A 21,169-nucleotide genomic window follows, 5' to 3' on the forward strand; every position below is an offset into this window, starting at 1 on the left:
CTCAGCTGACTTTGGCGAGTGACTCATGTTCCTTCTTCCATCAGTGCGGCGAGCTTCGCTTCGAGCGAGGCGGCAAGCTCATCCGGCGACAGCTCCATGATTCGATCGAGAAGCGCCGTGTCCTGAGCCGCTCCCTGTCCTTCCTCGGCCGGCTGCGCCTCCTGGCCGAAGACTTCGCCCAGCAGGTAGGCCGCGATGGCCTCCGCCGTCGGGTAGTCGAAGACGAGCGTCGAAGGCAGCGACGCACCGACGGTCTTCTGCAGCCGGTTGCGCAGCTCCAGCGCCATCAACGAATCCATGCCCACTTCGAACAGCCGCTGCCGTGGCTCCAGCGGCGTGGATGCATCCAGGCCGAGCACCCTCACCGCCGCATCCAAGACGTGCTCCAGCAGCAGCGCCATGCGCTGTCGGGGTTCCGCGGTGTCGAGCCGGCGCCGCAACTCCGAGGCCGACGGGCCGTCCGCCTCGGACTCGGCACGCACCTGCCCTGCCACGTCGGCGAGCAGCGTGGGCGCCGCCCCCCGGGGGAACTGCGCCAGGTAGCGCGACCACTGCACCTGCAACAGCGTGAGTTGCGGCTGCGCACGGCTGAAGGCCTTGCCGAAGGCCTCCAGCGCCTCGGCCGGGGTGAAGGCCTCCACCCCTTGCGCCTGGTAGCGGGACGCGAGCTCCGCGGCCATGCCCACCTCGGCCCAGGGCCCCCAGTTGATGCTCAGCGCCGGAAGTCCCAGGGCATGTCGGTGATGCGCCAGCGCGTCCAGGAAGGCATTGGCCGCCGCGTAGCTTCCCTGCCCCGGCGCGCCCAGCAGGGACGACGCCGACGAGTACAGGACGAAGAAGTCGAGCGGCTTGCCCTGCGTCAGCGTGTGCAGATGCCACGCCCCGTCCACCTTGGGCGCGAGCACTCGGGTGAACCGCTTCCAGTCCTGTTGCAGGAGGACGCCGTCATCCAGCACGCCCGCCGCGTGGACCACGCCGCGCAGAGGCGCCAGCTTCTCCGCTTCATCCAAGGTGCGACGGACGTCCTCCTGCTTCGACACGTCCTCCTGGAGCACGAGCACCCTCGCGCCCGCCGTCTCCAGCGCGCGGATGGCCTCTTGCGCTTCCGGCCTGGGTCCGCCACGCCCGATGAGCACCAGGTTCCTGGCGCCCTGCTCCACCATCCACCCGGCCAGCGCGAGGCCCAGGCCGCCAAGCCCGCCCGTGAGCAGGTAGCTCGCCTCGGGGCTCAGGCGCGGCAACTCCGCCCGCGCCACGTCCCGCGAGGCGCGAAGGCGGGCCACGTGCCGTTGCCCTTCGCGAATCACCACCTGCCGCTCACCGTCGGTGGCGCCCAGCTCGCGCCAGATGGCGGCGGCCGCGTCACCCGGTCCAGAGGGCTCCAGGTCGATGAGCGCGCCAGCCAGCTCGGGGTGCTCCTGCGAGAAGACGGCGCCCAGGCCCCAGAGGGGGACCTGCTCCATCGCCAGCTGCGTGGGGCGCGTGTCGAGCGCGCGAGCGCCCCGCGTCACCCACCAGATGCGCGCGGTGAAGGCGGAGTTCGCCAGGGCCTGGGCCAGGGACAGCGCGCTGCCCGCCCCCAGTTGGTGCGCCTCTCGCAGGGCATCCACATCCTCGCCACCGGGCCCACGCAGCGCCCAGAGGTGGACGATGCCGCCCAGGGACTCGCCGGGAAGCACCGCCTCCTGGAGCAGCCGCGCGTAGTCCTCGGGCCGCTGGGCATCCAGCGTGAAGCGCCCTTCACCATGACGGACGAACGCCGCTCCCGGTTGGACCAACACCGGGCGGCCGCCTTGCTTCAGGATGCGCTCCGCGAGCGCCTCCGCGGTGCCCGAGGTATCGGCGAGCACAATCCAGCAGCCGGCTTCGGGCGAGGCCTCGGGCACGGGCTGCGGCTTCCAGCCCAGCTCGTAGAGGGAGTCCCGCTGGCCGTGGCGCAGCACCGCCATCAGGGCCTCTCGCGGCGCTCGCTTGTGCTTCAGCCCCTCAATCTCGATGAGCACCTGACCATCCGCGTCGACCACCAGGACGTCGCCGGTGATGACCTCGCCCACCGCCTCCTCCGCGTCCCGCCGCACGGCGTAGGCCCAGACGGAGCCGGTCGGCTGCGCGTGGAAGCAGAAGCGATCCACGGAGATGGGGACGTAGACGGTGCTCAGCATCGCGTCCTCGCGGATGAGGTCCGTTCCCATCGCCTGCAGGAACGAGTCGACCAGCCCCGGGTGGACGTACAGGCTCCGGTCATCCAGGTCCGTGGGCAGGCGCATCTGACACAGCGCCTCGCGGCCCCCACTGTGGATGCGCTCAATCCAGCGGAACGCGTGCCCCAGGTTGAAGCCGATGTCCCAGTTGCGCTCGTAGAGCCCTCCGTCGAGCTGACGCGCGCAGCGGGCCTCGATGTCCTTCCGCGAGAGGGGCGCGGGGCGTGCGGGGCCGTCTCCCACCACCAGCGTTCCCGTGCCATTCAGCAGCCATCCCTCGGTCTCCTCGTCGGCGGTGGCGGAGAGGCTGTAGAGCTCGAAGTCGTACCGGCCCTGTCCCTTGGGCGCGAGCACGAGCTGGACGAGCTGCTCCTCGTCGTCCGCGAGCACGATGGGCTGAGAGAAGACGCACTTCTCGATGGTGTACGGCCCCGCTCCGAACGACTGCGCCGCCGTCGCGATGATGCGCGCGATGTGACACGAGCCGGGCACGACGATGGTGCCGTAGAGCCGGTGGTCCTCCAGGAACGGCAGCGACTGCGCGCTGTAGCGTCCCTCGAAGACCAGCGACTTGCTCAAGGGCGAGCGCACCCGCCGACCGACGAGCGCCTGCGCGGTGGTGAGCGTGGAGGCCGTGCGGGGCGTCTTGGGGGCCTCCAGCCAGTGTCGCTGGTGCTGCCACGGGTAGACGGGCAGCGCGACACGGGCGCGGCGGCGCTCGCCATTCAGCGAGCTCCAATCCACCTCCACGCCCTGGGTGTAGAGCGCGGCCAGGCTGGAGAGAATCTGCGCCTGCTCGGGCTGTCCCTTGCGCAGCGACGGCAGCCAGGTGCCCGCGTCGTCCCCAAGGCCCTTGAGCGCCATGCCCATGAGCGTCGGATGCGGGCCGACCTCGACGAAGACGGTTCCCCCCAATGCCCGCAGCGCCTTGAGGCCGTCGTGGAAACGCACGGCCTCTCGGACGTGGCGGCGGAAGTACCCGGCGTCGAGCACCGTGCCCTCCTCGAGCACCTGCCCCGTGACATTGGACGCCACGTGGATGCGCGGCGCCCGGAAGGTGAGGTGTCCCGCCGCCATCTCGAACGCATCCAGCATCGGCTCCATCAGCGGCGAGTGGAACGCGTGGGACACGGTGAGCCGCCGGGCCTTGAGGCCCTGCGCCTGGAACGCGGAGGAGAGGGCCTCCACTGCCTCACGCTCGCCCGCGATGACGGTGTCCGCGGGCCCATTGATCGCGGCAATCGACACCCGGTCCGCGTACGGAGTCAGCGCTTGCGCGACGACCGCCTCGCTCGCCGTGATGGACACCATCTCCCCATTGCGAGGCAGCTCTTGCATGAGCCGCGCGCGCCTGGTGATGAGCCGGAGCGCATCCTCGAGTTCCAGCACCCCCGCTACACACGCGGCCACGTACTCACCCACGCTGTGCCCCAGCACCGCCCAGGGCTCGACGCCCCAGGAGCGCCACAGCTCGGCCAGGGCGTACTCCAGCGCGAAGAGCGCCGGCTGCGTGTACCCGGTGTCGTCGATGCGCGCGTCCGCCCCGTGCATCACGGAGAGGAGCGAGTCGCTCCACTCCCCCTCGAGCAGGGCATTGCACCGGTCCAGGGCCGCGCGGAAGACAGGCTCCGTTTCGTACAACTCACGGCCCATGCCCGCGTACTGCGCGCCCTGTCCCGTGAAGACGAAGACGACCTTGGGCGCCTCGCCCTCGAAGCGGTGCTGGGCCAGCCGGGGGACTTCCTCCCCTCGGGCGAAAGCCTGCAGCCGCTCCCGGGCCTGCTCCGCCGTCTCCACCACGAGCGCCATGCGGTGAGAGAACGACGTGCGCTGCGTGTTCGCCGCGTGGGCGACATCCGCGAGCGACAGCTCCGGCCGTTGAGCGATGTGCTCCCCGACTCGGACCGCGAGCTGCGCGAGCGCCCCCTTCGTCTTCGCCGACAGCGCGAGCACCTGCGCGCCGCGCTCGGCCTGCGCCTTGACGGGCTCCGGCCGAGGCGCCTCCTCCACGAGGATGTGCGCGTTGGTGCCGCTCAAGCCGAAGGCGCTGATGCCGGCGATTCGTGGGCGCGTCCGCTCCGGCCAGGCGGTGACTTGCGTCGGGATGTCCAGCGGGAAGCCATTCAGCTCGATGTGCGAGTTGAGCTTCTTGAGGTGCAGGTGCGGCGGAATCACGCCGTGCCGGTGCGCCAGGACGACCTTGATGAGCCCGGCGATGCCCGCCGCGGCCTCCAGGTGACCAATGCTGGTCTTCACCGAGCCCATCAGCAACCGCTGCTCGGGCGTGCGTCCCTCGCCGAGCACGTTGGCCACGGCGCGGACCTCAATGGGGTCACCGAGCGACGTGCCCGTGCCGTGCGCCTCAATGTAGTCCACCTCCGAGGGCGCGACGTTCGCGTTGGCCAGGGCGGCGCGGAGGACCTGCTGCTGGGCATCCCCGTTCGGCACGGTGAGCGCGCTGCTCGGACCATCGTGATTGACGGCCGAGCCACGGATGACGGCGAGGATGTCATCGCCATCCCGCTTCGCGTCCGACAGGCGCTTGAGGACGACCATGCCGCAGCCTTCGCTGCGCACGTAGCCGTCGGCGGATTCGTCGAACGTCTTGCACCGTCCGTCCGCAGACAGGGCCCGGAGTTGCGCCAGGTAGATGGTGGAGTGCGGCGCGAGCGTCATGTTGACGCCACCCGCCAGCGCCAGGTTCGCCTCGCCACCACGCAGGGCCTGGCAGGCGAGGTGCACGGCCACCAGTGACGACGAGCACGCCGTGTTGAGGCTCATCGCCGGCCCCTGGAAGCGGAGCAGGTAGGCCAGCCGGCCCGCGGCGAAGCTCGCGTCGTTGCCGGTGGCGATATAGGCGTCACCCGCCGCCGACGCGCTCCCCACGCCGTTGAGCATCGCGTACTCGTTGCTGCCGATGCCGACGAACACCCCCGTCTTGGTGTTGGCCAGCCGCGCGGGCGCGAGTCCCGCGTGCTCCAACGACTCCCAGGCGACCTCCAGCAGCAGACGCTGCTGTGGGTCCATGTTCGAGGCCTCGCGAGGCGCAATCCCGAAGAACTGGGCGTCGAACTGGTCGGCGTCGTCCAGGAAGCCGCCCCAGCGCGTGTACGTCTTGCCAGGGACGCCCGGCCGCGCGTCGTAGTAGTCGTCTACCTTCCAGCGCGAGGCGGGGACCTCGCGGATGGCATCCACGCCGCCCTCCAGCAGCTTCCAGAAAGCGTCCGGGCCAGAGGCCTGCGGGACACGGCAACCGATGCCGATGATGGCAATGGGCTCCGTCGCGTTGCTGACGACGCGGCTTGCCTCCTCCTTCGCCTCCACCTCCAGCCGGAGCACGTCCTTCAGCAGATACGTGGAGAGGGCCAGGACGGTCGGACGGTCGAAGGCGATGGTGGACGGGACCTGGACACCGAAGCGCGCCACCAGCCGGCGACGCAGCTCCACGGCGGTGATGGAGTCCATGCCTGTGTCGAAGAAGCCCTGCTCCAGCTTCACCGCCGCGCTGGAGGCGAAGCCCAGCACTCGGGATACCTCCTCACGCACCCACGACGTCACCAGCTCCTTGCGCCGCGCGGGCGTGGCGTTGCGCAACTGCGCCAGCGCCTCGCTGCCGTCCACCGGTGCCACCGGCGTAGGCATGGCGGGAGCACCGAGCCCTTCGAGGAGCGGCCGGGGCGCCCGCGACTCGTACACGGACTTGAAGAGGCTCCAGTCAATCTGCGCCACGCTCCGCTGCGTCACGTCCATGGCGAGCAGCGCTCCGAGCAACTGGAGCCCGCCCTCCACGGTGACACCGCGCACGCCGATGCGCTCGAACCAGCGCAGTCCTTCCTCGGCGACCATGCCTTCGGCCGCCCACGGACCCCAGTTGATGCTCAGTGCATGCTGGCCCCGCGCGCGGCGGTGGTGCGCCAGCGCGTCGAGGAACTGGTTACCCGCGGCGTAATGGGCCATCTGCGCCGAGCCCCACACGGCCGAGCCCGACGAGAAGTAGACGGTGAAGTCCAGGTCCAGCCCCTGCGTGAGCTGGTGCAACACCCAGCCACCCGCCACCTTCGGGCGCAGGATGGAGGCGAGCGCCGCCTCGTCCATGGCCTCCAGCGATACCTGCGTGGAGACTCCCGCGGCGTGAACGACGCCCTTCAGCGGAGCGGGTCCCCGCTGGACGGCGTCGATGACCTCCGACATGCGCGCCGCATCCGCCACATCCGCGCTGAGGGCGTGGACGACGGCGCCCTCCGCTTCCATGGCCTCGATGGCGGAGACCTGCCGGCCCACATCACTGTCGCGGGGAATGGCGGCCCACGCATCGCGGCTCGGCAGCCCCTTCCGGCCCAGCAGCACGAGGTGCCGCGCGCCCTGGGAGACGAGCCAGCGTGCCACGTGGAGTCCCAATCCGCCCAGGCCCCCCGTGACGAGGTACGTCGCATCCGCGCGAAGCGTGAGGCGGGCATCGCCAACCGCAGGCGCCGAGGGAACCAGCCGCGCCACGTAACGGGTGCCATCACGGAGCGCCGCCTGGTCCTCGCCATCCGCTCCGGACAGCTCGCGCCACAGCGCTTCCACCTCCCCCTCCGGCGCGGCGGGGTCCAGGTCCAGCAGGCCGCCCCAGACCTCCGGGTGCTCCAGCGCCAGGACACGGCCCAGGCCCCACAGCGGCGCCTGTACGGGCGAGCCGCTCGTGACGCTGCCCACCGGCTGGGTCCCCCGCGTGCACAGCCACAACCGGGCACCGCTCGCGGACGGTGACTTCACCAGCGCCTGCACCAGCCGCAGCGCCGCGTGGACGCCTCGTTTCTGCGCGGACTCCACCTCCACGAGTGGGGGCTCCGCGCCGGACACGGTATCCGCGCCCCACAGGTGCACCACGGCCTTCACGGGGCCCACGTCCTGGAGCAATTGCGCGTAGTGCTCCGCGTTGTCCGGGTGGAGGGACCGCACCTTCTGGCCTTCGACGGCCGCGACCTCCCCGGGAACGACCAGCCAGCACGGTTCGCCCAGGGCTTGCAGATGGGCCGCCAGCGCGGCACCAACGCCCTCACGGTTCCCGAAGACGAGCCAGGCTCCCTCGCCCCTGGGCGCACGCAGCGAAGGCGCCCCCCGCTCACGCGCGTGCCAGGTGATGTCGTAGACCCAGCTACCCGGACTTTGGACACGCGACGTGTCCGAGCTCCGGGCCACGGGGGCCCGGGTCAGCGCCTTCACGGGGGCATCGTCAATCCAGTACCGCGAGCGCTGCCACGGGTAGAGCGGCAGCGACGCGAGACGACCGCCATCCGGGAAGAGCCGACTCCACTCCACGGGGTAGCCCTTCACATGGAGCCCGCCCAGCGCTCCCAGCATCACCATCTGGCCAGCCCGCCCCTTGCGCAGCGACGGCACCACCGCGCCTTCCAACTCACGGCGTCCCAGCGCCTGCGTCACGTACCGGCCGAGCGCGGGCTGCGGCCCCAACTCGACGAAGAACCGGTGCCCTTGTTCCAGCAGCGCTTCCACCGCCGCTGAGAACCGCACGGGCTCTCCGACGTTGCGCGCCCAGTACGCCGCGTCGAGCGCCGTGCCGTCGATGGCCTCGCCACTCACCGTGGAGAACATCGGGACGGACGTCGGCCGCGCTTCGATGTGCCCCAGGACCTGGGTCAGCTCGGCCTGGAGCGGTGCCATCTGGTGGCTGTGGAAGGCGTAGTTGACGCCCAGGTCCCTCGTGGCGACACCTCGCGCACGCAGTGTTTCGAGCACCGCTCCGAGCGCCGCCGGCTCACCCGACAAGACGACGCTCCGAGCGTCGTTGATGGCACCTACCGACAGCCGGCCCGCGTAGGGCGCCAGCTCGCGCTGAGCCTCGTCGGGCGACAGCTCGACGGAGGCCATGCGGCCCTGCCCCGTCGCCTTCTGCATGATGCGGCTGCGGTGCGCCACCAGCCGAGCGGCCTCGGACAGGCTCAGCGCTCCAGCCACATGCGCCGCGGCCACCTCGCCCACGCTGTGCCCCACGACCGCGGACGGGACGACGCCCAGGGCACGCCATGCGGCCGCGAGCGCGACCTGGATGGCGAAGATGGCGGGCTGGGCCACCTCCGTCTCCTCCAGACGGGACTCGGGCCCGTCCGCCATCAGCGCGTCGATGATGGAGTTCCGGGTGTGCGGAGCCAGCGCCGTGTCCACGTCACGCATCGCGGCGGCGAAGTCTCCGTTGCTCGCGAAGAGGTCACGCCCCATGCCCTGCCACTGGGAGCCCTGGCCTCCGAAGACGAACACCACCTGTTCCCGGCGCCCCTCCGCGACGCCCGTCGTCAGGTACGGCGGTGCCCCGCCTTCGAGGAACGCCAGGAGCTGCTCGCCCCACTCCGCCGCCGTATGACCGGCCACCGCCAGCCGGTGTTCGTGGGGGTTGCGCCGCAGCGCCGCGGTGTAGGCCAGGTCTTCGAGACGCGGCGCCACATCCCCAGGTTGAGCCAGGAGTGCGTGGTACGAGCGAACCAGGGCTCGCAGCGCGCCCTCACTCCTCGCGGACAGCGTGAGCAGCCGCGCGGCGGTCTGGGTGGCCTCGGGCACGGGCGAAGACGCGGGGGCCTCTTCGACAATCACGTGCGCGTTCGTCCCGCTGATGCCGAAGGAGCTCACCGCCGCGTAACGGCGCCGCTGGGAGACGGGCCACGGCTGTTGCTGCGTCGGGATGGCGAAGGGCGTGTCCTCGATGGAGATGCGAGGGTTGAGCGCCTTGAAGTGCAGGTGCTTCGGAATGGCCTCATGCCGGAGCGCGAGGAGCACCTTGATGAGGCCCGCCATGCCGGCCGCTGCCTCCAGATGACCGATGTTCGTCTTCGCGGAGCCGAGGAAGCAGCGCGAGTCATCCTCGCGCTGGTGGCCATACGTCTCCCGAAGGGCCTCCACCTCTATCGGGTCGCCGAGCGGCGTGCCGGTGCCGTGGGCTTCGATGTAGCCAATGTCCTTGGGCGACACCCGGGCCGCTGTCAGTGCCTCGCGAATCAGGGCCTGCTGAGACAGGACGTTGGGCGTCGTCAGGCCGGTGGAGCCGCCATCCTGGTTCACCGCCGATGCGCGAATCACGCCCAGGACGTTGTCTCCGCTGGCCAGCGCATCGGAGAGCCGCTTCAGCACCACGACGCCGCAGCCCTCACCCCGAACGAAGCCATTCGCCCGCGAGTCGAAGGTCCGGCAGCGCCCATCCGGCGACAGCGCCGTCAGCTTGGAGAGCCAGGAGCTGGGCCGCTGCGACAGGAGCAGGTTGACGCCGCCCACGAGCGCCGCGTCGCACTCGCGGTTGCGCAGACTCTGGCCAGCCAGGTGCAGGGCCACCAGCGAGGACGAACAAGCCGTGTCCACCGACATGGCCGGCCCCCGCAGGTCCAGCAGGTACGAGAGCCGCCCGGCGATCACGCTGTTGGAGCAGCCGATGACGGAGTAGACGTCGCCCTCCACGTCGCGCTCCGCCTGGAGCATCGCGTAGTCATTGCCGCAGACGCCGACGAAGACGCCCGTCCGAGTGCCCGACAAGCGCGCCTTCGGCAGTCCCGCGTCCTCCAGCGACTCCCACGCGACCTCGAGCAGCAAGCGCTGCTGCGGGTCCATTGCCACCGCTTCGCGTGGCGCAATCCCGAAGAACTCCGGGTCGAAGCCATCCACCCGGTCCAGGAAACCACCCCAGCGCGTGCCCTTGTGCTCCGCCGCGTCCGTGCTGCTCTTCCAGCGGTCGGCGGGCACCTCGCGGACTGCGTCCACGCCTTCACTCAGCAGCCGCCAGTACGCCTCTGGGTCATTCGCGCCGCCCGGGAAGCGGCAGCCCATGCCGACAATGGCGAGCAGCTCGTGGCCCTGCGCCGTCGTCCCCACCGCCGGAACAGCCTGCGCCTCCTTCGCCACCGGACGCACCGTGACGCGCGACTCGGCGTCGAGGACGGGCTCCAGTTTTCCGAACAGGTGCGCCGTCAGCGTCTGCACCGTGGGATAGGCATAGGCCAGCGTCGCGGACAGCGTGAGCTTCAGCCCGGACTCTAGCCGGTTGCGCAGCTCCAGCCCGGTCAGGCTGTCCATTCCGAGGTCGCCAAACGGCTGCTCGGGGTCGATGCGCGCCGGCTCCATGCGGAGGATGCGTCCCAGTTGCTCGCGCAGGTAGCCCTCCAGCAATCCCCGCCGCTGGGAAGGCTCCGCCGCCGCGAGCATCTCCCGCGCGGTCCCCTTGCGCGAAGCCGGCGTGCTCACCCGTTCCTGCATCAACGCGGAGAGGAAGGGCGACTGCGCCGCGCTCAGGTAGAACTCGCGCCACTGTCGCAGGTCGAGCGGCACCACGGCCACCTGCGCGGCCTCCTTCGCCAGCAGGCGCCCCAGCGCATCCAGGGCTTGTGCTGGCGGCATGTTGCCCACGCCGCGCAAGGCCAGGCGGTCGCCCCGGTTCGTCGCCACCGCGGCCAGGCCCACTTCGGCCCAGGGGCCCCAGTTGACGCTCAACGCGGGGAGTCCCGCCGCACGCCGGTGGTGCGCGAGCACATCCATGAAGGCGTTGGCCGCCGCGTAGTTTCCCTGCCCCGGCGATCCGAGCATCGACGCGGCGGAAGAGAACATCACGAAGAAGTCCAACGGCCGGCCCAGCGTCTGGGCATGCAGGTTCCACGCGCCCTGGACCTTCGGCGCCAGCACCGTGCGGAGCCGCTCCGCGTCGAGCTGCGCGAGCACACCGTCGGCGATGACACCCGCCGCATGGACGATGCCGCGCAGCGGCGGCAGCTCCGCATCCATCGAAGCCAACAGGCGCGTCACGTCGTCGGCGCGAGTGACGTCCGCCGCGTAGACGCGCACCTCGGCGCCGCTCGCCCGAAGTTCGCCCAGCGTCCGGTTCGCCTCGCCGGCGGGCGCGCTCCGGCCGGTGAGCGCCAGGTGCCGGGCGCCCCGCCGAATGAGCCACTTCGCCACTTCCAGGCCGAGCCCGCCCAGGCCGCCGGTGATGAGGTACGTCCCCTCCGTCGAGAGCTCACGGGGCTCCGTCGTCTTCCCACCAGCGACACCCCGACCCAACCGGGCGACGTGGCGCTGACTTCCGCGCAACGCAATCCGGTCCTCCGCGCTGTCCGCGAGGAGTTCCGCGGCCAGCGACGTGACTTCCTCCGGGGACGGCTGCGCGCTCAGGTCCACATGGGCGCAGCGCAGCTCCGGGTGCTCATGGGTGATGACTGCCGCGAGGCCCGCGAGAGGAGCAGCCGCCGAAGCACCCGGCGCCGAATCCCGGACGGGGACGTGCAGACCTGACGTCACCAGCCACAGACGAGGTGCGTCGCGCCAGCCCCGTTGTGCCCACGCCTGGAGCAGGGACACGACGCTGGTCCCGCACAGCGTCACGGCCTGCTCGAAGGTCTCTGGCTCCGCCACGCTGGGCGCCACGTCGAGCCCGTACAGGTGCACCATGCCCTTACACGGTGACTTCTCGCTGAAGGCGTCTCGGAGGAGCGCCTGGAAGTCCTCCAGACGCGACGGGTTGACGCGGTAGTGGTCTTCGGAGAGCCGTGCGTAGCCAGCCCCCGCCTCCACCACGACGCTGACCTCGGCGTGCTCCGCGAACTGCCGGGCCAAGGACTGTCCGACGCCACGCGCATCCGCGAAGACGAGCCACCGGCCCGCCCCCCGCCCAGCCACGGCATCCTCCCGAGCCACACGAGGCTGCGGCTGCCACTGGACGGAGTACATCCAGCGGTCCACTTCATCGCCGGGCTGGCTGCCTGCGGAGACCTTCTTGCAGACCAGCCGTCGCACCTCGGCCACCACCCGGCCCTGGTCATCCAGGAGGGTGACGTCGCACTCGATGGCGCTCGCCCCCGAAGCGGCCCCATTGACGATGCGGACGTGACTCCAAAGCGCGGCCTCCGCCGGGGCCAGGGCGCGCAGCCGGGAGAAGGACGAAGGGACATACACGCCGCCTTCGCCGTCCACGCCGCCCAACGCCGCCGCCAGGACCTGGAAGCAACCGTCCAGCAATGCGGGGTGCAGGCTGTACCGGGCGTCCTCCGCCGTCCGCTCGCCCGCGAGCTGCACGCGGCCCAGTGCCTCACCCTCCGCGCGGTAGAGCTCCGTGACGACGCGGTAGCTGGGGCCATAGTCCAGGCCGATGTCGCGAAGGCCCTGGTAGTGCGCCTCCACCGACACCGGGGTACTCAGCCGCGCACGCAACGCCTCCAGCCCGGCGGGCTCCGCGATGGCCGAGTCGCCCTGGCGGAGGGTGCCTTCCGCGTGGAGCGTCCAGTTCAACTCATCTGACGGCGTCTCCCGCAGCACGGGCGCGCTGAAGAGCCGGAACGCGTGCGGACCTGAACGCTCCGTGGAGAGCCACAGCTGGAGCACCCGTTCCTCGTCCTCCGGGAACGCCATGAGCGCGCTGAAGCTCACCTCCTCCAGGGATACGGGCCCCCCCAGCGTCTGGCTGGCCGCGCTCAGCGCCATGTCAGCCATGGCCGCCGCGGGCAAGGCGGGCACGCCCTGGACGCGATGCTCCGACAGCAGCGGGAAGTGCTTCGGGCCCAGTTGCACCTGCCACAGCCGGGAGACATCTCCCTGCGCGGACAGGTCGATGCGCTCACCGATGAGCGGATGCCCAGAGGTGGACCTCCGCGTCCGCGCCTCACGGGACACGGGCTCCATCCAGAAGCGCTCGCGCTGCCAGGGGTACGTGGGCAGCGGCACGAGCTGGCCCTTGCTCGGGTACAGCCGGCTCCACGCGACGCGGTGGCCCGTCGCGTAGAGGGCGCCCAGCGAGGACAGCATCGTGTGCCGTTCGTCCGCTCCACGCCGCAGGGACGCCAGCACCACGCCCTCCGCGTCCGCGGCGCCCAGGGTCTGCTCGACGGCCGGGAGCAGCACGGGGTGCGGACTCACCTCGATGAACACGGAGTGCTCGCTCGCCAGGAGCCGCCGTGTCGCGGCCTCGAAGCGCACCGGGAGGCGGAGGTTGTTGCCCCAGTGGGCGGCGTCCAGCTTCGCGCCATCCAGGAACTCACCCGTCACGGTGGAGCAGACGGGCACCTGTGCGGCACGCGGGGAGATGCGCGCCACGCGGCCCTCCAGCTCGCGGCTGATGACCTCCACCAACGGCGTATGCGACGGCACGTCCATCTTCACCCAGCGGGTGAAGACACCGCGCTGCCCCAGCGCCGCGACTGCTTCCTGGACCGCTTCCGGCTCCCCCGACAGCACCTGCGACCGGGGGCCATTCAGTCCGCCCAGCCAGAGCTTGCCGCTCCAGGGACGGATGGCCTCCTCTGCCTCCTCCACCGACAGCTCGACCAGCGCCATGGTCGCGCCTCGGCCCCCCAGGCTCCGCATCAGCTTGCTGCGGTGGCATATGATGAGGCAGGCATCCTCCAGGCTCAGCGCGCCAGCGACGTGCGCGGCGACGACCTCGCCCATGCTGTGCCCCATCACCGCGTCGGGCTCGATGCCCCACGAGCGCCACAGGGCGGTCAGCGCCACCTCGACGGCGAAGAGGACCGGCTGGTTGATGTCAATCTCCGCCAGGCGCGAGCGCTGCTCGTCCGCGGCGATTTCGTCGAGCACGCTCCAGCCCAGATGGGGCCGCAGCGCCAGGTCCACCTGGACGAGCGCGTCCCGGAACACCGGCTCCTGCTCCATCAGTGCCCGGCCCATGCCTGCCCGCTGCGCGCCCTGCCCCGGGTAGACGAAGACGAGCTTCCGGCGCGCGCCGAACGCCTTGCGGCCCGTCCAGGTGCCCTCGGGCAGCTCGCCTCGCGCGAAGGCCCGGAGCCGCTCCGCCGTGCGCTCGGGAGCGTCCGCCAGCACCGTGAGCCGATGGGTGTGATGCGTGCGATGGGATGATGCCGTGTAGCAGACGTCAGAGAGGCTCGCCGCCCCACCCCGGCCCAGGCGCTCAGCATGACGCGCCGCGAGGGACTGGAGGGCTTCACGGCTACGCGCGGACAGGGGCAGCAGCTCCGGCCGCTGTGGCAGCGCCTCCTTCGCCGCCGGAGCGGGCGCCTCTTCGAGGATGACGTGGGCGTTGGTGCCGCTGATGCCGAACGAGCTGATGCCCGCGCGGCGGGGCTGTCCGGCGGCCGTCTCCCACGGGGTGAGCCGCGTGGGGATGGTGAGCGCGCTGCCCTCCATCTGGATGCGCGGGTTCACCTGCTTGAGATGCAGGTGCGCCGGGATGCGCTGGTGACGCATCGCGAGGACGACCTTCATGATGCCCGCCACGCCCGCCGCGGACTCCAGGTGTCCCAGGTTCGTCTTCACCGAACCGATGCCACACACGCCACCATCCGCGCGAGGCGCGCCGTACGTCTCACGCAGCGCCTCCACCTCGATGGGGTCACCGATGGGCGTCCCGGTGCCGTGCGCCTCCACGTAGCTCACCTGCTCTGGCTTCAGCCCCGCGCTGTCCAACGCCTGGCGGATGAGGGCCTGCTGCGAGAGCACGTTGGGCGTGGTGAGCCCGGTCGACTTGCCATCCTGGTTGATGGCCGAGCCGCGAATCGTCGCCAGGATGTGGTCGCCGTCCGCGAGCGCATCCGACAGCCGCTTCAGCACGACGATGCCGCAACCCTCGCCACGGGTGAAGCCGTTGGCGGAGGCGTCGAACGCCTTGCTCCGGCCGTCCGGCGCGAGCGCCTGGAGCTTGGCCACGAGCTGCACGGACTGCGGCGAGAGAATCAGGTTCACGCCACCAGCGAGCGCCATGTTGCACTCGCGCGCCCGCAGGCTCTGGCAAGCCAGGTGGAGCGACACGAGCGAGGATGAGCACGCCGTGTCCACCACCAGGCTCGGGCCCTGGAAATTGAAGAGATAGGACAGGCGGCCGGAGAGGACACTGGCGGCAACGCCCGTGGCGCTGAACGCGTCCCCTGTCTCCGGCTGCTCCACCTGCATGCAGTGGTAGTCGTCGTTGCAGGCGCCGATGAAGACGCCGCTGCGGCTGCCCGACAGCTTGTCGACGTCCAGGCCCGCGTCCTCGAGCGCCTCCCACGCCACCTCCAGCAGCAGGCGCTGCTGGGGGTCCATCCGCACGGCCTCGCGGGGGGAGATGCCGAAGAAGCCCGGGTCGAAGCCGTCGACCGCGTCCAGGTAGCCGCCCCAGCGCATCGCGCCTTCCGTGAGGCCGGAGACGTCCTCCCGAGGCCAACGGTCGAGCGGAATCTCCCGCACGGCGTCGACGCCCCCTTCGAGCAGACGCCAGTACGCCTCCACGTCGTCCGCCTTCGGGAAGCGGCACGCCATGCCCACGATGGCGATGGGCTCCTTCGCGGCGCCCTCCACGGCATTCAGCCGCGACTGCATCTTCTCCAGCGCCACCAGCATGCGCTTGGCGGGAGACAGCTCGTTCGACTCGTCAGTGCGATTTGCCATGTTGGAATCTCTTCAATCGGCCAGCGCGGCGAGCTTCTCCGCGAGCAGCGCCTCGGCTTCGTCGTCCGAGAGTTGCTTGACGTTGTTGACGATCGCGGCTTCGAGCGCGGCGGCTTCATCCCGCGGCGGCTCCGCCTGGGTCGTGATGGGAAGTTGCAGTTGTTCAGCCAGGTGCACGACGAGCGCCGCCACCGTCGGGTGCCGCCAGACCAGCGTCGCGGGGAGCCTCAGGCCCAGGCTGGCTTCGAGCCGGTTGCGAATCTCCAGCCCCATCAGGGAATCCAACCCCATGTTGCCCAGGGGCTCCTGCGGGTCGATTCGCGAAGGCGCCAGCCGGAGCACATGGCCGGCCTGTTCGCACAGGTGCGCCTCCAGCAACGACGCTCGCTTCAGCACCTCCGCGGCCCGGAGCGTCTCCACGAAAGCACCGCGAACAGCGGGAGTCTTCGCGGCGCTGGCCTGCTCACGCGCCAGCCGTGACAGGAAGGGCGAGCGCGCCGCCGTCAGGTAGAACTCGCTCCACTGCCGCAGGTCGAAACGCATCACCACCACGCGCGACAGAGGGCTGCTCAGGATGCGGCCCAACGCCTCCAGCGCTTGCGACGGTGGCATGGTGTCCACGCCGCGCTGGGTGATGCGTTCCCCGCGCGCCTCGGCCGCCGCGGCCAGACCCACACCGGCCCAAGCCCCCCAGTCAACGCTCAGCGCCGGCAGGCCAAGCCCACGCCGGTACGCCGCCAACGCATCGAGGAAGACGTTGGCCGCCGCGTAGTTGCCCTGCCCCGGCGAGCCCAGCAGCGAACCCGCCGCGGCGAACAACACGAAGTGCTCCAACGGCGCGGATGCCGTCAGCGTGTGCAGATGCCAGGCGCCGTGGACCTTGGGCTCCATCACCGTGCGCAGACGCTCGGCGGTGAGGTTCACCAGCACGCCGTCATCGAGGACCGCCGCCGCGTGGAAGACACCCCGGAGTGGAGGCATCTCCGCCTCCACCTCTCCCAGCACCCGCTCCAGGTCCGGGCGCGCCGCCACGTCCGCCTTGAACACCCGGACTTCGACGCCGCCGGCACGCAGCGCTTCCAGCACCGGCTGCGCCTCCGCGGACGCGCCCTTGCGCCCCAGCAAGGCCAGGTGGCGGGCACCCCGGTCGACCAGCCACTCCGCGAGCTTCAGGCCCAGGCCACCCAGGCCACCGGTAATCAGGTACGTGGCATCGGCTCGCAACTCCGCCGGCACCGCCGTGCTGCGCTCCATGCGCGACAGCCGCGCCACGAACCGCGTGGAGCCCCGGAGCGCGACCTGCTCTTCCGGACTCGACGCGAGGAGCTCGTCGGCCAGCGCTCGAGCCTGGACCTCATCCCGAGCCCCCAGGTCCACGCTGCAGCACCGGAGTTCGGGATGCTCCAGCGTGAGCACGCGTCCCAAGCCCCAGAGTGGCGCCTGCTCGACATGGGCCACCTGCTCACCCGGATTGACGGCCTGGACACCTTCCGTCACCAACCACACCCGAGGCATGTCCCGGAAGCCCGACGCGACCAGGGCCTGCGTGAGGTGGAGCGCGCTCGCCGCGCCAAGCGTGCGTGCCTTCACCAGCGCATCCGTGCCGGCCTCGAGACCGGGCACGTCCAGGCTGAAGAGGTGCACGACGCCACGGCACGCGGGACGTCCGGCGCCGAACTCCGCGTCGAGAATCCGCGTGAAGCCCTCCGCTCGTGACGGGTCCACCACGTAGTGGCCGGGCTCGACGAGCCGGGTCTCCTCGCCGTGGGAGACGAGGATGCAACGCTCCCCGCGCTCGGTCAGCGCGGCGCGCAGCTTCCCGCTGAAACCCGCACGGTCCGCGAGCACCAGCCAGGGGCCGGGCGTGGACTCCGAGACGGCCGTGGGCGTCTCACGCGGCGCTTCCTGCCAGTCCACCCGGTACATCCACTGGTCGATTTCATCCGCGGACCGGCGCCGCACCGCATCCAGACGGCGCGCCATCAGGCCGCGAGCCTCCATCAGGACGTTGCCCTCCGCGTCCAGCAACGTCACATCGGCTTCAATCGAGCCCGGGCCACTGCCCGTGCCCGGCCGGACACGAGCGTGACTCCACAGCGCACGTCCGGGCCGCCCGTGCATGCGCAGCGAGTCCACCGCCACCGGGACGAACGTCTCTCCCCTGCGGTCCCCCAGCCCCGCGCCGTTGATGGCTTGCAAGCACGCATCCAGCAGCGCCGGATGGAGCTGATGCGCCGTCATCTCCGCCGCGACGGAAGGTGACAATTCCAGGCGCGCCACCGCCTCGCCCTCCCCCTTCCACATCTCCTTCACCAGGCGGAAGCTGGGACCAAAGTCGACGCCCCGCTCCAGCATGAGGTGGTAGTGCTTCTCGCCCTCCAGAAGCTCGGGGCACCGCGCCCGCGCCTCGTCGAGCGCGAACGGCTCCGCGCTCGTGCTCTCACTCAGGCGCCCTTCAGCGTGCAGTGTCCAAGCCCCGGCGCCGTCCACCGGACGGCTGAAGACCTGGAAGCGACGGGTGCCATCCACCTCTGGGATGACGCGCATCTGAACCGACAGCGCCTCTTCCCGAGGGAGCACCATCATCTCCTGGAAGATGACGTCCTCCAGCGCGAGCCGCGCCGGCCCGAAGGCCTCGGAGGCCCCCGCGAGCGCCATCTCCAGGTACCCGGTGCCAGGGAGCACGACCTCCCCATGGACGACGTGGTCCGCCAGATATGAAGGGCTGTCCGCGTACAGCTCCGTCTGCCACAGGTGCGCGCCGTCCTGTCCCGCCAGGGACAGGTGCGTGCCCAGCAACGGGTGGTGGCCCGCGTCCCGGGCACGACGGGTCCGCGTGGACGACTCAATCCAGAAGCGCTCGTGCTGCCACGGGTACGTGGGCAGCGCCGCGAGCCGGCCTCGCACGGGGTGCTGGCGCGCGAGGTCCACCTCGTGCCCCACGGCGTAGAGCGCCCCCAGGGACGACAACATTGCCCCGCGCTCGTCTTCGTCACGGCGGAGCGAGGGCAGCACCGTCCCCTCTCGCCCGAGGTGCCGCAGGTGTTGTTCCACCGCGGGCAAGAGGATGGGATGCGGGCTCAGCTCGATGAAGATGTCATGGCCGTCGACCGCGAGCTTCTCGATGGCCTTCGAGAACAACACCGGCTCGCGCAGGTTGTCCGCCCAGTAGCCAGCACGGAACTCCGCGCCATCCGTCATCCGTCCCGTCACCGTCGAGCAGATGGGCACACGGGACGCACGCGGCGCGAGGTCCTGGAGCGCCGCGAGCAGGTCGGGCCGCAGCGGGTCCATTTGAGGACTGTGCGAGGCCACATCCACCTTCACGAAGCGGCAGAAGACGTCCCGTTGCTTGAGCCGCTGGGCGATGTCCTCCAGGGCCCCAGGAGCGCCCGACAGCACCGTGGAGCGCACGCTGTTGCTCACCGCGACCGAGACCTGCGACTCCCAGCCGTGAAGGGCCTGCTTCGCCTCTTCCAACGTCAGGTCCACCAGCAGCATGGAGCCCTGCCCGCTCACGCCTCGAAGCAGCCGGCTGCGGCGGCAGATGACCTTCGCCGCGTCCTCCAGACTCAGCGCTCCGGCCACGTGCGCCGCGGCCACCTCGCCCATGCTGTGCCCCACCACGGCGTCGGGCTCGATGCCCCAGGCGCGCCACAGCTCCGCCAGCGCCACTTCCATGGCGAAGAGAACGGGCTGGATGACGTCGATTTCATGGAGGCGGCCCTTGCCCTCTTCAGCGGCCAGCTCCGCCAGGACACTGAAGCCCGCGCACGCCTGGATGGCCGCGTCGCAGCGCTCCAGGGCCTCGCGGAACGCCGGCTCCTCCGCCAGCAGCTTCCGGCCCATGCCCAGCCACTGCGAGCCCTGGCCCGGGAACACGAAGACGACCCGGCGCCGGGTCTGCCCCGTTGCACGTCCCGTGGCCGCGCCCGGCACGGGCTCTCCACGCGCGTACGCCCCCAGCTTCTCCTCGAGTTCAGCGTGCGTGTGGCCCGCGAGCGCGAGGCGGTGCTCATGGTGAGAGCGCGACAGGGCCGCCGTGGCGCAGACGTCGCGGAGTGACACCTCCGGATGCGCGGCGAGCCAATGCGCGTGGCTCCCGGCCATGGCCTGGAGCGCCTCCGGACTGCGCGCCGACAGCACGAGCAACTCCGCGCCACGCGCGGGGACGGCAGGCCGTGATGACGGCACCGGCGGCTCCTGCAAGATGACGTGGGCATTGGTGCCGCTGATGCCAAACGCGCTCACACCGGCGATGCGAGGCTGGTCCGCGCGGGGCCACGGCTGAAGCGCCGTGGGAATGACGACGGGCGCGCCGTCCAGGACGATGTCCGGGTTGAGGCGGTGGAAGTGCAGGTTCGGAGGAATCGCCTCGTGGCGCAGTGAGAGGGCCGTCTTCAGGATGCCCGTGAGCCCCGCCGTCGCTTCGAGGTGCCCGACGTTCGTCTTCACCGAGCCGACGTACAGTGGCGTATCCGAGCGCCGTCCCGCGCCCAGCACCCGCGCCAGCGCTTGCAGCTCGATGGGGTCCCCCAGCGACGTGCCCGTTCCGTGCGCCTCGACGAAGGAGACCTGCGAGGGCTTCAGCCCCGCGCTCGCCAGCGCCTGCTCAATGACCCGCTCCTGCGCCGGCCCGTTGGGCACCATCAGCCCACTGCTGGCGCCGTCCTGGTTCACCGCCGAGCCCGCGACGAGCGACAGAATCTCATCGCCGTTGGCCAGCGCATCCGAGAGCCGCTTGAGCACCAGGACGACGCAGCCCTCCGCGCGCACGAAGCCATTGGCGGCGGCATCGAAGGTCTTGCACCGTCCGTCCGGCGCCAGCCCTCGGCTGCTGGAGAGAGCAACGGTCGGGTCCGGCATCAACATGAGGTTGACGCCCGCGGAGAGCGCCAGATCGCACTCGCGGTTGCGCAGGCTCTGGCAGGCGACGTGGAGCGCCACCAGCGACGACGAGCACGCCGTGTCGATGGACATGCACGGCCCCTGAAAGCCCAGCGTGTACGCCAGACGGCCCGCCGCCGCGTTCAGCGAGGTCCCCGTCAGGTGATAGATGTCCGGCGCATCGCCGAGCTGCCGCGCCTGGAGCTGCGCGTAGTCGCTGCCGATGATGCCCAGGAAGACACCGGACTTGCTTCCCGCGAGCTGGTCCGGCGGCTGGCCCGCGCGCTCCAGCGCTTCCCACGCGACCTCCAGCAGCATCCGCTGCTGCGGGTCCATGCGCGAGGCTTCCCGGGGCGAGACGCCGAAGAAGGCGGCGTCGAACTGGTCCACGCCGTCGATGAAGCCGCCCCAACGCGCATAGGTGCGGCCCCGCTTGCTCGGGTCGGGGTCGAAGAGCGCCTCCACGTCCCACCGCTCGCGCGGTACCTCGGTGATGGCGTCCACCCCCTGGCTCAGCAGGCGCCAGAAGGCCTCGGGTGTCCGCACGCCTCCGGGAACGCGGCAGGACGCACCGACGATGGCGATGGGCTCCGAGCGCGCGCGCTTGAGGGCTTCGCTCTCCGCGTGCAGGTCGAGCGCCAGCAACGCGAGCCTCTTGGGAGAGAGGCTCGAAATCTTCTCGTAGAATTCCTTGCTCATCGCAGTCGTCCGAT

Annotated in this window: 2 protein-coding genes; both read right to left on the bottom strand. The window is 70.9% G+C overall.

Going from position 1 to position 21,169, the window contains the following annotated elements; all coding sequences use genetic code 11:
- Window positions 1-23: 23 nt before the first annotated feature.
- Entirely contained in the window at window positions 24-15,569 is a 15,546-nt protein-coding gene (locus BLU09_RS31360; RefSeq protein WP_090494064.1) for a type I polyketide synthase, read from the bottom strand.
- Window positions 15,570-15,581: 12 nt separating this feature from the next.
- Window positions 15,582-21,155 (bottom strand): type I polyketide synthase, encoded by a 5,574-nt coding sequence (locus BLU09_RS31365; RefSeq protein ID WP_090494067.1) that lies wholly within the window; start codon window positions 21,153-21,155, stop codon window positions 15,582-15,584.
- Between the last annotated feature and the right edge of the window lie 14 nt (window positions 21,156-21,169).

It is taken from the genome of Myxococcus virescens (assembly GCF_900101905.1).
Classification (GTDB): domain Bacteria; phylum Myxococcota; class Myxococcia; order Myxococcales; family Myxococcaceae; genus Myxococcus; species Myxococcus virescens.

Excerpts from the sequence above, each read along its gene's own strand:
- BLU09_RS31360 (WP_090494064.1), bottom strand. The coding sequence starts at position 15,569 with ATGGCAAATCGCACTGACGAGTCGAACGAGCTGTCTCCCGCCAAGCGC.
- BLU09_RS31365 (WP_090494067.1), bottom strand. The coding sequence starts at position 21,155 with ATGAGCAAGGAATTCTACGAGAAGATTTCGAGCCTCTCTCCCAAGAGG.